The sequence below is a fragment of the Methylorubrum suomiense genome (assembly GCF_022179765.1).
Taxonomy (GTDB): Bacteria; Pseudomonadota; Alphaproteobacteria; order Rhizobiales; family Beijerinckiaceae; genus Methylobacterium; species Methylobacterium suomiense.
In genome coordinates this window covers 284,030-297,238 of record NZ_BPRE01000006.1, presented here as the reverse complement: position 1 = coordinate 297,238, position 13,209 = coordinate 284,030, and the positions used below count along the sequence as shown (strand labels likewise).

12 protein-coding genes are annotated in these 13,209 nt (G+C 72.2%); 7 read left to right on the top strand and 5 right to left on the bottom strand.

Going from position 1 to position 13,209, the window contains the following annotated elements; translation table 11 throughout:
- Positions 1-24: 24 nt before the first annotated feature.
- The gene (locus MFF26_RS11935; protein WP_137830942.1) at positions 25-339 is read left to right on the top strand and encodes a cupin domain-containing protein; all 315 of its coding nucleotides are present in this window, start codon (positions 25-27) and stop codon (positions 337-339) included.
- Positions 340-342: 3 nt separating this feature from the next.
- Here the strand turns inward: MFF26_RS11935 and MFF26_RS11930 are convergent, their stop codons facing one another.
- Positions 343-1,269, bottom strand: a complete 927-nt coding sequence (locus MFF26_RS11930) for an EcsC family protein (protein WP_137830941.1) — start codon at positions 1,267-1,269, stop codon at positions 343-345.
- A 219-nt stretch (positions 1,270-1,488) separates the two neighbouring features.
- Entirely contained in the window at positions 1,489-2,796 is a 1,308-nt protein-coding gene (locus tag MFF26_RS11925; RefSeq protein WP_238308020.1) for an AmpG family muropeptide MFS transporter, read from the bottom strand.
- Between the two features lie 322 nt (positions 2,797-3,118).
- Here MFF26_RS11925 and MFF26_RS11920 point away from each other — a divergent pair, with 322 nt between their 5' ends.
- Together MFF26_RS11920 and MFF26_RS11915 are read left to right on the top strand one after the other, a co-directional pair.
- On the top strand, positions 3,119-4,222 hold the full coding sequence (locus MFF26_RS11920; protein WP_137830940.1) for a histidine kinase dimerization/phosphoacceptor domain -containing protein: 1,104 nt from the start codon (positions 3,119-3,121) through the stop codon (positions 4,220-4,222).
- A gap of 85 nt (positions 4,223-4,307) precedes the next feature.
- Positions 4,308-4,757 carry a response regulator gene (locus tag MFF26_RS11915; protein WP_238308019.1) on the top strand — a complete coding sequence of 150 codons (450 nt, stop codon included), beginning with the start codon at positions 4,308-4,310 and terminating at the stop codon, positions 4,755-4,757.
- A gap of 108 nt (positions 4,758-4,865) precedes the next feature.
- Here the strand turns inward: MFF26_RS11915 and mutS are convergent, their stop codons facing one another.
- Both mutS and MFF26_RS11905 read right to left on the bottom strand, forming a co-directional pair.
- Entirely contained in the window at positions 4,866-7,562 is a 2,697-nt protein-coding gene (gene mutS, locus MFF26_RS11910) for a DNA mismatch repair protein MutS (RefSeq protein ID WP_238308018.1), read from the bottom strand.
- A gap of 288 nt (positions 7,563-7,850) precedes the next feature.
- Positions 7,851-8,150: a hypothetical protein gene (locus MFF26_RS11905; protein WP_137830937.1), complete on the bottom strand. Its 300-nt coding sequence runs from the start codon at positions 8,148-8,150 to the stop codon at positions 7,851-7,853.
- A 210-nt stretch (positions 8,151-8,360) separates the two neighbouring features.
- On the opposite strand from MFF26_RS11905, the gene hrpB reads away from it, so the two are divergent.
- Together hrpB and MFF26_RS11895 are read left to right on the top strand one after the other, a co-directional pair.
- Positions 8,361-10,844 (top strand): ATP-dependent helicase HrpB, encoded by a 2,484-nt coding sequence (gene hrpB / locus MFF26_RS11900; protein WP_238308017.1) that lies wholly within the window; start codon positions 8,361-8,363, stop codon positions 10,842-10,844.
- Positions 10,845-10,908: 64 nt separating this feature from the next.
- Positions 10,909-11,286 (top strand): hypothetical protein, encoded by a 378-nt coding sequence (locus MFF26_RS11895; protein WP_137828698.1) that lies wholly within the window; start codon positions 10,909-10,911, stop codon positions 11,284-11,286.
- Between the two features lie 176 nt (positions 11,287-11,462).
- On the opposite strand, the gene MFF26_RS11890 is transcribed toward MFF26_RS11895, so the two are convergent.
- Positions 11,463-11,858 (bottom strand): VOC family protein, encoded by a 396-nt coding sequence (locus MFF26_RS11890; protein ID WP_137828696.1) that lies wholly within the window; start codon positions 11,856-11,858, stop codon positions 11,463-11,465.
- 103 nt (positions 11,859-11,961) lie between these two features.
- Between MFF26_RS11890 and MFF26_RS11885 the strand changes: the two genes are divergently transcribed.
- Positions 11,962-12,957, top strand: a complete 996-nt coding sequence (locus MFF26_RS11885) for a tyrosine recombinase XerC (RefSeq protein WP_137828695.1) — start codon at positions 11,962-11,964, stop codon at positions 12,955-12,957.
- Positions 12,958-13,065: 108 nt separating this feature from the next.
- Positions 13,066-13,203, top strand: coding sequence for a hypothetical protein (locus MFF26_RS11880; RefSeq protein ID WP_171015435.1), 138 nt, complete (start codon positions 13,066-13,068; stop codon positions 13,201-13,203).
- The last annotated feature ends 6 nt before the right edge of the window (positions 13,204-13,209 follow it).

Here is a 13,209-nt window from a genome sequence, read left to right as displayed (position 1 = left end):
TCGGAGCCCCTCGAGGAGCCCAGGATGACCGCCCGCCACTGCCTGCCCTGGACCGATCTGCCGGAGACGCGTGCCCCGTCGGGGGTGGGCAAGCGCAGCCTTGAGGGCAAGGGCGCGAGCCTCGTGCGGGTGACGATCCCCGCTGGCACGGAGGCGCCGCGCCACAGCCACGACCACGAGCAGTTCGTGCAGGTGATCGAAGGGTCGGGCACGCTGGAGACCGATCAGGGCCGCGTCGCCTTCGCGGCGGGCAGCCTGTTCCACTTCCCCGCGGGCACTTGGCACGCCGCCCAGTTCGAGACCGAGACGGTGCTGGTCGAGTCGAATCTGCCGGTCTGACGCTCAGGCGATGCCGAGCGCCGCCTTCTCCTCCAGATAGGCGGCTCGCACCGTCTCCTTGCCATGGGCGCGTTCCAGTCGCCGCACGGTGAAGTGGGCGCGCGCCATGCCCTGGAAATGGTTCATGAAGGCGGTGTTGACGGCCGCCCCCCCGAGCGCGCCGATCACGGGCACCGCCTGGGCGGCGACCTTCTGCGAGACGACGATGCCGAAGCGGGAGGCGATCTGCGCAGTGAGCCGTACCAGCGGCGGCGCGCCCGCATCGAGCAGGGAACGCTGGGCGGCGTAGCGGGTCGCCTCGGCCATGGTCTTGGCCAGCGCCGCCCGCACCGCGAAATAGCCGCTCTCCGCGAGCGCCGTCTCGCTGCCGTTGCGTCCGCCCAGCGCGAAGACCTGCACGCAGGCCAGCGCGCCCTCCGGATCGCTCAGATCTTCACCCTCCTCCCGGGCGATCTCGGCGATGGAGCGCAGCATGATCGTGGTCGAGAGCGGCAGTTCGATCGCCACCGTCGCGAGCCCGAAGGCGCCGCCCAGCGCCCCGGAGACGGCGGCGAGGGCTTTGTGGCGCGTCTCGCTGGAGCCGATGAGGCGGCTGAGCCCGCGGCCCGTCCCCTCCTCGATCCGCTCCACGGCGGAGCCCGCCGGGGCCACGTCCTTGTCCGGCAGGGTGGCCAGCGCGATCCGCAGGGCCGTCCGCATCGCGGCCTCCGTCGAACGGCCCACCGCCTCGGTGACGGGGGCCGGGAGCGCCCGGCCGATCATGTCGAGCGGCGCCCCCGCCGCCGCCGAGAGCCGCGCCGCGAGCCCCGGGCGCTCCAGCACGTCGACCGCCCGGCGCAGAGCCGCGCGATCGGCCTCCGACAGGGGGGGGACGGCGGTGGGGGCGACCGGAACCGGCAGGGTCTCGCCGCTCAGCGCGATTGAGTTCACGTCAAGGATCTCCTGGCAGTGTCGTTGAGACCGTGTCGTTTGGAACGCCTCGTCCGGACGGGGTCGCCCGCCCGTAGGCAGGAGCAAAACGGAGGCCGCCGGGAAGGTTCCGGAACGATCGACGGACATGGCCCGGATCGGCCGGACGGGCTCGGGCGCCGACGCGTGTTCGCCCCCGCCGTCCCCCTCCTGCCGGGAGCGCGAAAACGCGTGACGGCGTCAAGCCTTGGCCGCCACGGCTTCCTCTTCCGGCGGGGGGGCGGCTGCGGCTTCCTCCCGCCCCTCGCCGAGGGCGGCCAGCGCGAGGCAGAGCAGCGCCACCGGAATGCCGATCAGTGCGGAGGCGACGAAAAATTGGGGGTAGCCGAGCGCGTCCACCATGAAGCCGGAGAAGCCGCCGATGAACTTGCCCGGCAGGGCGTAGAGCGAGGAGAGGAGCGCGTATTGCGTCGCCACGAAGGCCGGCGAGGTCAGGCCCGACATGTAGGCGATGAGGGCCGTGCCGGCGAAGTTGCCCGAGAAGTTGTCGATCGAGATGCTGGCGACGAAGAGCGCCGTATCGTGCCCGCTGACGGCGAGCCACGCGAACATCAGGTTCGAGGCCGCCGCGACGATCCCGCCGAACAGCAGCGAGGCCTGGATGCCGAAGCGCATCACCGCCCAGCCTCCGGCGAGCGCCCCGGCGAGGCCGACGATCACGCCGTAGACCTTGGTGACGTTGGCGATCTCGACCAGGGAGAAGCCCTGCTCGATGTAGAAGGGCTGCGCCATCACCCCGGAGATGATGTCGGGCAGCCGGTAGAGCATGATCAGCGACAGGATCAGGATCAGGCGTGCGCCCTTGCGGCGGATGAGGTCGCCGAAGGGCTCGACCACGGCGATCCGCAGGGTCTCGCCGACGCCGCGCGGCCCCGCCGCCTGATCCACCGGGTCCTGGCGCGGCGCGGCGAGGCAGCCGACGATGCCGACGAGCATCAGCAGGGCCATGGCCTCGTAGGCCATCTGCCACCCGTATCCTTGGGCGATGTAGAGGGCGCCGGCGCCGGCGAAGGCCCGGGCGATGGCGTAGCCGAGCTGGTAGCTGCCGAGCATCAGCCCCTGACGTTCCGTGGGGGCCGCGTCGATGCGCCAGCCGTCGACGACGATGTCCTGCGTGGCCGACGCGAAGGCGGTCACGAGCGCGCAGACCACGATGAAGAACAGATCCTCGTTCGGCGCGCCGAAGCTCATGCCGATGAGGCCGGCGATCACCCCGATCTGCGCCAGCAGCATCCAGGCCCGCCGCCGCCCGAGGAGCCGCGCGAGCACCGGCAGATCGACCCGGTCGATCACCGGCGCCCAGATGAACTTCAGCGAGTAGGCGAAGGAGACGTAGGACAGGAGGCCGATGCTGGCCCGCTGGATCCCGGCCGTGGCGAGCCATGCGGAGAGGGTCGAGAACACCAGCAGGATCGGCAGGCCGCAGCCGAAGCCGAGCGCCAGCATCAGGAGGAGGCGGGGATCCTCCACCACGTCCCGGGGCCGCAAGCCCCTCCGGCCCTTCGCTGCCGCCATCACCCACCCCTTCGCCGTTCCACCGGGCCTATGCGCAGGAATCGCGGCGGGCTGAGGGCCGCCGGCCACAGCCCGATGGGCTCGCCCCCTTGCGGCGGGCGCGCGAGTTTGGAACTCTTTGCCCATGGCATCCTTGCCGCCCTCGGGATAGGCAAGCTTGACGGAAGCGTGAAGATGTCGCCGGAACGGGAGCGTGCCGGACCCGTTGGGGGGGTAGACCGGCCGCCCGCAGGCGGAGTCGAAATTCCCTGGTTCGCGGGCTGCATCGACGCGGCCCACCTGTGTCGGCGTGAGGATGACGGGCTTTCCCACAGAGGTGACGGCGTTCCCGCCCGGTTTCACGGTCGATGTCTTCGCGGCAGCCTTCGAGGCGAGCCCGACGCCGATGGTCGTGACCGATCCCCGGCGGGCGGACAATCCGGTCGTCTGGGTCAACGGCGCCTTCATGGCCCTGACCGGCTATGACCGCGACGAGCTCTACGGGCACAATTGCCGCCGGCTCCAGGGCCCGCTCACCGACCGCTCCACGCTGGACGCCCTGCGCGAGGCGATCACGCAGGGCCGTTCGTTCGAGTGCGAGCTGCTCAATTATCGCAAGGACGGCACGTCGTTCTGGAACGGCATGACCGTCAACCCGGTCCGCGATGCCGATGGCACGATCCTCTACTTCTTCTCGGCCCAGGCCGACATGACCCACAAGCACCGGCTCGAGATCGCCATGCGCGACGCCAACGGTGCGCTGGAGCGGGAAGTGGGCGAGCGCACCGCCGACCTGCGCTCGGCCCTGGAGCAGAAGACGGCGCTGCTCCACGAGGTCGATCACCGGGTCAAGAACAACCTCCAGGTCATTTCCTCGCTGATGCTGCTGAAGGCGCGCCGGACCCCCGAGGGCGAGGCGCGCGACGCGCTCCAGGCGATGGCCGACCGCATCGGTGCCCTCTCGACCGCCCACCGCATGCTCTATTCCGAGGGCGACGCGGCCCGCTTCGATTTCCGTGACTTCACCGACGACCTGATCGCCGACATCGCCGCCGGGCACGAAGCCTGCGGCGCGCGGGTCGAGACGGAGGTGGAAGCGCTGGCCTTGCCCGCGTCCATGGCGGCGCCGCTCGCCCTGATGCTGCACGAACTCGCCAGCAACGCGCTCCGCCACGGCTTTCCCGACGCGCGGACCGGCCGGGTGCGGGTGAGCGCGCGGCGCGCCGATGACGGGATGGAGCTTGCCGTCGAGGATGACGGGATCGGGATGGCGGCGGCCCATCCCAACCCGGCGGGCTTCGGGCGGATGCTGGTCGAGATGGTGGTGCGGCAGCTGCGCGGCACGATCGCGTGGTCGGAGGGGCGTCCCGGGACCCGGGTCGCGATCCGGATACCGCTCGTGGGGAACAGCTTGCCGTGACCCACCGTATCGCGGGCGGCCGCTTCGTGGCATGGAACGAAGGCGGGTCGACGGGGCCGCGAGACGGGTCGGACGGAGGCGCGGGATGCCCGAGGTGAAGCCGGCCTCCTGCGAGGCCCTGCGCATCCTCGTGGTCGAGGATGAGGTGCTGATCGCCCTCGAACTCGAATGCCTCCTGGAGGATCTCGGCCATGTCAGCGTCGGCGTCGCGGGCGCTTCGGCGGAGGCCATCGCCCTCGGCCGGAGCACGGCGCCGGACGTGGCTCTGGTCGACATCCACCTGACCGACGGACCGACCGGTGTCGAGGTGGCGCGGGCGCTCAGCGCCGACCCGCGCACCACCGTCGTCTTCATGACGGCGAACGCCAAGCGGATCCCGCCGGATTTCGCCGGCGCCGTCGGGGTGATCGCCAAGCCCTATTCCGAGCGCACCGTGGCGAGCGCCCTGGACTACGTCGCCCGCTTCCGCTCCGGCCACGTCCCGTCGACGGAGACGCTCGACGGGTTCTGTCTGGCGCCGGGGGCCGCCGGGTAGATCGGCCCGGCGATCGGGGCACGCCCCTCGCGTTTCACCGTCAATCCGAGGTGACAGCCCCGAAGCGGCGGCGTCGGGGGAGGGTTCCAACGTACCAACGGAGGCGGGTTATCCTCGGCTGCCCCCCGTGCGCTCCGCCTTCAGCCGGTAGAGCGCATCGAGCGCTTCCCGCGGGGTGAGGCTGTCGGGGTCGATGGTGTCGAGGAGACGCCCCAGCGTGTCGTCGGGCTCCGGCGCCGCGGGCTCCGGCGGGGGCGGAGCGATCTCGCTGAGGCTCGCGAAGAGCGGCAGATCGTCGATCCGGGCGCGGGCCGGTCGCTCGCGCTCGGAGGTTTCCAGGCCCTTGAGGATCGTGCCGGCCCGCGCCACGACGCTCGCCGGCAATCCGGCGAGGCGGGCGACCTGAAGGCCGTAGGAGCGCTCGGCCACGCCCGGAACCACCTCGTGCAGGAACACCACGTCGCCGCGATGCTCGGCGACCTTCAGCGTGGCGTTGTCGAGGCGGGGCAGGCGCTTCGACAGGGCGGTCAGCTCGTGGAAATGGGTGGCGAACAGCGCCCGGCAGCCGTTCTTCTCGTGCAGGTGCTCCAGGCAGGCCCAGGCGATGGACAGGCCGTCGAAGGTCGCGGTGCCCCGCCCGATCTCGTCGAGCACGACCAGCGAGCGGCGCGTCGCCTGATTGAGGATCGCGGCGGTCTCGACCATCTCGACCATGAAGGTCGAATGGCCCCGCGCGAGGTCGTCCGCCGCGCCGACGCGGGAGAACAGCCGATCGACCAGGCCGAGATGGGCGGCGCGGGCCGGCACGAAGGCGCCCATCTGCGCCAGCACGGCGACGAGCGCGTTCTGGCGCAGGAAGGTCGACTTGCCGCCCATGTTCGGGCCGGTGACGAGGCGGATGCGCCCGGCCTCCTCGCCCGAGAGGTCGCAGGCATTGGCGATGAAGGCCTCGCCCGCCTTGCGCAGGGCCGCCTCCACCACCGGATGGCGCCCGCCTTGGATCGCGAAGGCGAGGCTCTCGTCGAGCTGCGGACGGGTCCAATCGAGCTCGACCGCGAGTTCGGCGTGGCTTGCCGCCACGTCCAGCGCCGAGAGCGCGTCGGCGATGTCGGCGATCCGATCCGCCTGCTCCATCACCCTTTGGCTCAGCCCGTCGAACACCTGCGCTTCGAGCGCCAGAACCCGGTCGGAGGCGCCCGCGATCTTCGATTCCAGCTCGCCCAGCTCGACGCTGGTGAAGCGCATGGCATCGACCATGGTCTGGCGATGCACGAATTCCCGCATCAGGCCCTTGAGGCAGGCCTCGCCCACCGCCTGCGGTACCTCGATGTAGTAGCCGAGCACGTTGTTGTGCTTGATCCGCAGGGTCCGGCAGCCGGTGGCCTCGGCGTAGCGCGCCTGCAGGGCCGCGATGACCTTCCGCGAGTCCTGGCCGAGCAGCCGGGCCTCGTCGATCTCCGGATGGTAGCCTTCGCGCACGAAATTGCCGTCGCGCCGGTGGAGCGGCAGGTCGTCGGCGAGCGCGGCCCCGAGTTCGGTGGCGAGATCCCGGTCGGCAGCGTCGAGGCGCTGCACGAGGCGGGCGAGGCCCTCGGGCAGCTCGGCCCCGCCGAGGCCCTCGGCGATGGCGAGCGCCGCATCCAGCCCGCCGCGGAGCGCGGCGAGGTCGCGCGGGCCGGCGCGGCCGAGGCCGAGGCGCGACAGGGCGCGGGCGAGGTCCGGTGCGGCCTTGAGCGCGTCGCGCAACTGCGCCCGCAGGGAACCGTCCTCGACCAGGAAGGCCACCGCATCGTGCCGCCGCGCGATCTTCTGCAGGCTCGTCAGCGGGCCGGCGAGGTGCTCGGCGAGCAGCCGCGCACCGCCCGCCGAGACGGTGCGGTCGATGGCGTCGAGCAGGCTGCCCTTGCGCTCGCCCGACAGCGTGCGGGTGAGTTCGAGATTGGCCCGCGTCGCCGCGTCGATGGCGAGCGTCGCCCCGGACGCCTCGCGGGACGGCGCCGAGAGCGGCACCTTCGCGCCGAACTGCGTGCGCTCGATGTAGAGGAGGGCCGCGCCCGCCGCCGCGATCTCGGCGCGGGAGAAACTGCCGAAGCCGTCGAGCGTCTTGACGCCGAACTGCTCGCGGATGCGCCGCTCGGCGGAGGCCGGCTCCAGCTCGGCCGCCGCCAGCGGCACCACCGCCGCGCGCGTGTCGCGCCACAGCCGCGCCAGGGCCGGGTCGGCATGGATCGCCTCCGACAGCACGATCTCCCGCGGCTCGTGCCGGGCGATGGCCGCCGCCAGTTCCGCGCCCTCGACCTCGCTCAATGCGAAGCGCCCCGTCGAGATGTCGATGGCGGCGAGGCCGTAGGCCTCGCGGGCGTCCGAGACCTTGCGGCGGCCGATGGCGAGCAGGAGATTGGCGCGGGCCGGATCGAGCAGGCGATCCTCCGTCAGGGTGCCCGGCGTGACGAGGCGGGTCACCTCGCGCCGCACCACCGATTTGGGGCCCCGCTTCTTGGCCTCCGCCGGATCCTCGGTCTGCTGGCAGACCGCGACGCGGTGGCCGAGCGCGATCAGGCGGTGGAGGTAATCGTCGGAGCGCTCCACCGGCACACCGCACATCGGGATGTCGGCGCCGCCATGCTTGCCGCGCTTCGTCAGCACGATGCCGAGCGCCCGCGAGGCGATCTCGGCGTCCTCGAAGAACAGCTCGTAGAAGTCGCCCATCCGGTAGAACAGCAGGCAGTCCGGATTGGCGGCCTTGATCTCGATGTACTGCGCCATCATCGGCGTGGCGCCGGGCGTGTCGAGCGGCGAGGTCATGGGGGAAGTGACGGGCGAGGAGGTCACCGAATCCGCCGGGCTCGCGCGACGTTCGAGGGCTTTGGGACGCTGGGGACTGGAACGCATGGGGAGGAGGCTAGCAGCCCCACCGCATCGCGGCACCGGAGACGGAAAGCGAACACCGTGGACAAGTGTGCGCTCTCCCCAGGCGGCGCAAGGCAACGGCCCCGCGCATGAAAAAACCCGCCGGGCGCGAAGCCGGGCGGGCTGTCCGATCCGTCGTCTCGTGGGATCGTCGTCCGTGCGGACACCGATCCCCGAAACCGCTCAGTAGCGCGGGCCGTTGGTGGTGTTGCCGAGCTGCTGCTGGTAGCCGGGACGCTCCGGGTTGCGGGCGTTCGGGTTGCCGTAGCGCATCGTGTTTTCACGGCGCATCCGGCGCTCCATCTTGGTGGTGCGATGGTGGCGGTGATAGCCGCGATGATGGTGCCGGCCGCCATACACCACGGTCTCGACCGCGTCGCCCGCGACGATTCCGGGGGCGGGCATGGCCGGAGCGGCCGAGACCGAGCCGGCGCCGAGGCCGCAGAGCAGCGCACCGGCTGCGAGGGTGAGGGCAATCCGCATAGTCTCTCGTCCGTCCGTGGTTCGTCCGTGCCCGTGCGGCACGTCGAGCCCTCAAGTCGGCGTGAGCGCGGCCGTTCCGCAAACTGGGACGAAATCCAGTAAAAAATGTTTGATAAGGATGATCAGGGGTTAAACGGATTGTTCCGCGGTCCTTGTGCGTGCGGTGACAATGGGTTGCGCGCCGAGCCGAACCGGGTCACCTCCCCGTCGATGTCGACCGACCCCGCCCCTCTTCCGATCGAGGCCGCCCTCCCCGCCCTGCGCGCGGCCCTGGCGGCGCGGAACGCCGCCGTGCTCGTCGCTCCGCCCGGCGCCGGCAAGACCACCCGGGTGCCGCTCGCCCTGCTCGACCAGCCTTGGCTCGGGGACCGGAAGATCATCCTCCTGGAGCCCCGCCGCCTCGCCGCGCGCGGCGCGGCCGAGCGGATGGCGAAGACGTTGGGCGAGCGGGTCGGCGACACGGTGGGCCTCCGGGTGCGGCTGGGTTCGAAGGTTTCGCCCCGCACCCGCATCGAGGTCGTCACCGAGGGCGTGTTCACCCGCATGATCCTCGACGATCCGGAACTTGCCGGCATCGGCGCGGTGCTGTTCGACGAGTTCCACGAGCGATCCCTCGATGCCGATCTCGGCCTCGGCTTCGCCCTCGATGCGCAGGGCGCGCTCCGCGAGGACCTGCGCATCCTGGCGATGTCCGCGACCCTCGACGGCGCGCGGGTGGCGCGGCTCCTCGGCGATGCCCCGGTGATCGAATCCGAGGGCCGGGCCTATCCGGTCGAGACCCGTCATCTCGATCGGGCCGCCAACGAGCGCATCGAGGACGCGATGGCCGGCGCGATCCTGCGGGCGCTCCGGGCCGATCCGGGCTCCCTGCTCGCCTTCCTGCCGGGGCAGGCCGAGATCCGACGGACCGCGGAGCGGCTGGACGGGCGCCTGCCCGAAAACACCGATCTCGCACCCCTCTACGGTGCCCTGACTCAGGGCGAGCAGGATCGGGCGGTCGCCCCGGCGGCGCCGGGCCGGCGCAAGGTGGTGCTCGCGACCTCGATCGCCGAAACCTCGCTGACCATCGAGGGCGTGCGCATCGTCGTCGATTCCGGGCTCGCCCGCGTGCCGGTCTACGAGCCCGGCAACGGCATGACCCGCCTCGTCACGGCGCGGGCCTCCCGCGCCTCGGTCGACCAGCGGAGGGGCCGTGCCGGGCGGACCGAGCCGGGGATTTGCTGGCGCCTCTGGCCCGAGGCCGCGACCGCGGCGCTGGAGCCCTTCGCCCGCCCCGAGATCCTGTCGGCCGACCTCGCCGGTCTCGTCCTCGACTGCGCCGCCTGGGGGCTCGCCGACCCGACCGCCCTGCCCTTCCTCGATCCGCCGCCCGCGCCCGCCTTGGCGGAGGCCCGCGCCCTGCTCGCCGATCTCGGTGCGCTGGATGCCGATGGGCGGCTCACCGCCACCGGACGGACCCTGCGGGCGCTGCCGCTGCCGCCGCGGCTCGCCCGGATGGTGGCCCGCGCCGCCGAGGCCGGGCATGCCCGCAGGGCCGCCGACCTCGCCGCCGTGCTGGTGGAGCGCGGCCTCGGGGGCGATGCCGTCGATCTGTCGGAGCGCCTCGACCGGTTCGGGCGCGACCGCGGCGGGCGGGCCGCCGACATGCGCCGTCTCGCCGAGGGTTGGGCGCGCCAGGCCGAGCGCGCCGCCGGGACGCCCCCTCTCGAACCCGATCCGATCCTGGCCGAGCCCGGCGCGCTCCTAGCGCTCGCCTATCCCGACCGGGTCGCCAGGGCGCGCGGTCGCGAGGGCGCGGTGCTGATGGCGAATGGCCGGGCCGGGCTCCTCGACCCGGCGAGCGCCCTCGCCCGCGAGACCTTCCTCGTGGTGGCGGACCTGACCGGCACCGCCGCCAACGCCCGCATCCTCGCCGCCGCCGCCATCGCGCCGCAGGCCATCGACACGCTGTTCGCCGGAGCCATCGCGACCGTGCGCAGCGTCGCCTTCGATCCGCAGGCGCGGGGCTTGCGAGCGCGGGAGAGTCGCCGCCTCGGCGCCCTCAGCCTCGACGAGCGGACGCTTCCCGTCCCGGCCGACGCGGATGCCGCGCGCGCTCTGGCCCGCGGCGTCGCCGGGCTCGGCCTCGAGCGCCTGCCCTGGACGCCGGCGCTGGCGCAGTGGCGCGCCCGCGTGCGCTTCCTGCGCGCGGCGCAAGGCGCGGAATGGCCCGACCTCTCGGACGAGGCGCTGGAGGCATCCATCGAGGATTGGCTTGCGCCGGGGATCGTCGGGCGCACCACCCTCGCGGCGATCACCGCCGACGATCTCGGCCAGGCGCTGCACGCGCTGCTCCCCTGGCCCCTGCGCGCCCGGTTGGAGCAGGAGGCGCCGAGCCATGTCGAGGTGCCGACGGGCTCGCGCATCCCGGTCGATTACGAATCCGGCCCCGAGCCGTTGCTGGCGGTCCGCGTGCAGGAGCTGTTCGGCCTCGACCGGCATCCCGCGCTCGGCGGCGGGCGGGTGCCGCTGGTCCTGCACCTGCTCTCGCCGGCCCAACGCCCGATCCAGATCACCCGCGACCTGCCGGGTTTCTGGCGCGGCTCCTGGAGCGCGGTGCGCTCGGAGATGCGCGGGCGCTATCCCCGCCATCCCTGGCCGGAGGATCCCCTGGCCGAGGCGCCGACCCGGCGGGCGAAGCCCAGAGGCGCCTGATCCGGGACGTGACGGCGCCGCCCCGGGCCGGCTACGACGACATCAAAAGGGAGGACGTGTGGTGATGCGGATGCGCGCGGCGTTGTGTCTGGCCCCGCTGCTGTGGTCGGCTTCGGCCGCGGCGCAGGAGAGGCCTCAGGACAAGCCCCAGGAATTGCCGCAGGGCAGGCCCCTGGTGATCCCGCAGGCCGAGGGCGAGCGGCACGGCAAGGTCTTCGGGCGCGCGCTCGCCTGCGGCGTACCGCGCGAGCGGGTCGATGCGGCGATCACCGCCGGCCGGACTCGGATGCAGGCGGCGGTCGGCCGCGCCCTCACCGACGAGCGCTACCTGCTCTCCCTCGACGACGCCATGCGCCTGGAAACCAGCTTGCCGGCCCCCTCGCCCGCAGCCTGCGAGAAGGGCATCGCGGCCTTCGAGCGTTTCGAGAAGACGGCGCCGTAAGGCACGGCACCATCTTCGGTTTACGTCTCGCCCTCATCCTCATCCTGAGGTGCCGCGCAGCGGCCTCGAGGGAGGCCTCCGGAGATCGCCGAGACTTCTGGAGCCCTCCTTTGAGGGCGACGCTTCGCGCCGCCACCTCAGGATGAGGGGGATGGGTTGGATGAGGGCGTCCCCGCTCAGGCGAAGCGACCGCCCTTCTGGATCACCTCGATCTTGTAGCCGTCCGGGTCGGTGGCGAAGAAGAAGGTCGCGAGCGGGGTGTCGCCGTGCTTGAGCGTCTTGAGGTCGGTGGCCGGAAAGCCCTCACGCGTGAAGCGGGCGTGCTCGGCCTCGACGTCGTCCACCACGAAGGCGATGTGGCCGTAGCCGTCGCCGAGATTGTAGGGCTCGGAGCGATCCTTGTTGACCGTCAGCTCCAGCTCGAACGGCGAGGCCGGGTCGCGCAGGTAGAGCAGGGTGAAGTCCGGGAAATCGAAGCGGTCGGCGGGTTCCAGGCCGAAGGCGCGGGAATAGTAGTCGCGCGAGCGCGCCTCGTCGCGGACGCGGATCATGCTGTGAACGGGCTTGGCCATCGGGGCTCTCTTTCGGGGATGATGGGCGGCCAGATGGCGCAGTCCGTCCTCGGGAAAAGGGGGTTTAACCGATCGTCAACCATAAGCGGTGCTTGCTCGCCGCATGTCCCCGAGCGCCCGACAGGCCGATGCCGATCCGCTCCTTCTCCCCGGCGACGCCGCGCTCCGCGCCGCCGCCGAGAGCTGGCGCCGGGCGCTGGCCCAGGAACGGCGCATGGCCGCCAACACCGTCGAGGCCTATGAGCGCGATCTGCGCCAGTTCCTGACCCATCTCGACGCCCGCTCGGGCACGCCGACCATACCGATCCTCATCGCCCTCAAGCCGCGGGACCTGCGCACCTTCATGGCGGCCCGGCGTGCCGACGACATCTCCGGACGCTCCCTGATGCGGATGCTCGCGGGGCTTCGCTCCTTCGCCCGCCATCTCGAGCGGGAGAGGCACGGCAGCATCGCGGCGCTCGGCGCGGTGCGCCAGCCCAAGGTCGAGCGGCGCCTGCCGCGTCCGCTGCCGGTGACCGCCGCCGTGGCGATGACCTTGCCCGAGACCCGCCCCGATGCGACGCGGGAGCCCTGGGTGCTGGCCCGCGACGCGGCGGTGATCGCCCTCCTCTACGGTTCGGGCCTGCGCATCTCCGAGGCCCTGGGATTGTCCGCCCGCGACGCGCCGGTGCCGGGGATCGACGCGGTGCGGGTGACCGGCAAGGGCGGCAAGGTCCGCGACGTGCCGGTGCTGCCGGCCGTGTCGGCGGCCGTGGCCGATTATCTCGCCCTCTGCCCGCACCCGCTCGATCCGGAGGGCCCGCTCTTCGTCGGGACGAAGGGCGGCCCGCTCTCGCCGCGGATCGTGCAATACGCCGTCGCGGGCCTGCGCGGCGCCCTCGGCCTGCCGGAGAGCGCGACGCCGCATGCCCTGCGACATTCCTTCGCGACCCATCTCCTGGCCCGCCAGGGGGAACTGCGCGCGATCCAGGAATTGCTTGGCCATGCCTCGCTCTCGACGACGCAGCTCTACACGAAGGTCGATGCGGCGCGCCTGATGAGTGCCTTCGACGCGGCCCATCCCCGTGCCGGACGGTTGGCCAGCACGACAAACCCGTGAGGCTGTCGCATTCACGGACCGAATTCACCTTGGTCTTGCCGCGATTGAGTGGCGGACTGTGCTCCAGCCGGCGGTCGAGGCCGCCCGAGTCGCTCAAGGAAACAACCGATGCGCGTCAGCGGAATCTGCGTGGCGATCCTGCCGGTCCTCGCCGTCCTGGCCGTCACGGCCGTCGTGAAGACGGTGCTTCTCCCCGTCACCGCCCTCAAGGGCGCCCTCGCCCGCGGACGTACCGCGCGGGCCTGACATCCT

Excerpts from the sequence above, each read along its gene's own strand:
- MFF26_RS11890 (WP_137828696.1), bottom strand. The coding sequence starts at position 11,858 with ATGGCCAAGCCCGTTCACAGCATGATCCGCGTCCGCGACGAGGCGCGC.
- hrpB (WP_238308017.1), top strand. The coding sequence starts at position 8,361 with ATGTCGACCGACCCCGCCCCTCTTCCGATCGAGGCCGCCCTCCCCGCC.
- MFF26_RS11880 (WP_171015435.1), top strand. The coding sequence starts at position 13,066 with ATGCGCGTCAGCGGAATCTGCGTGGCGATCCTGCCGGTCCTCGCCGTC.
- MFF26_RS11905 (WP_137830937.1), bottom strand. The coding sequence starts at position 8,150 with ATGCGGATTGCCCTCACCCTCGCAGCCGGTGCGCTGCTCTGCGGCCTC.
- mutS (WP_238308018.1), bottom strand. The coding sequence starts at position 7,562 with ATGACCTCGCCGCTCGACACGCCCGGCGCCACGCCGATGATGGCGCAG.
- MFF26_RS11935 (WP_137830942.1), top strand. The coding sequence starts at position 25 with ATGACCGCCCGCCACTGCCTGCCCTGGACCGATCTGCCGGAGACGCGT.
- MFF26_RS11885 (WP_137828695.1), top strand. The coding sequence starts at position 11,962 with ATGTCCCCGAGCGCCCGACAGGCCGATGCCGATCCGCTCCTTCTCCCC.
- MFF26_RS11915 (WP_238308019.1), top strand. The coding sequence starts at position 4,308 with ATGCCCGAGGTGAAGCCGGCCTCCTGCGAGGCCCTGCGCATCCTCGTG.
- MFF26_RS11920 (WP_137830940.1), top strand. The coding sequence starts at position 3,119 with ATGACGGGCTTTCCCACAGAGGTGACGGCGTTCCCGCCCGGTTTCACG.
- MFF26_RS11895 (WP_137828698.1), top strand. The coding sequence starts at position 10,909 with ATGCGGATGCGCGCGGCGTTGTGTCTGGCCCCGCTGCTGTGGTCGGCT.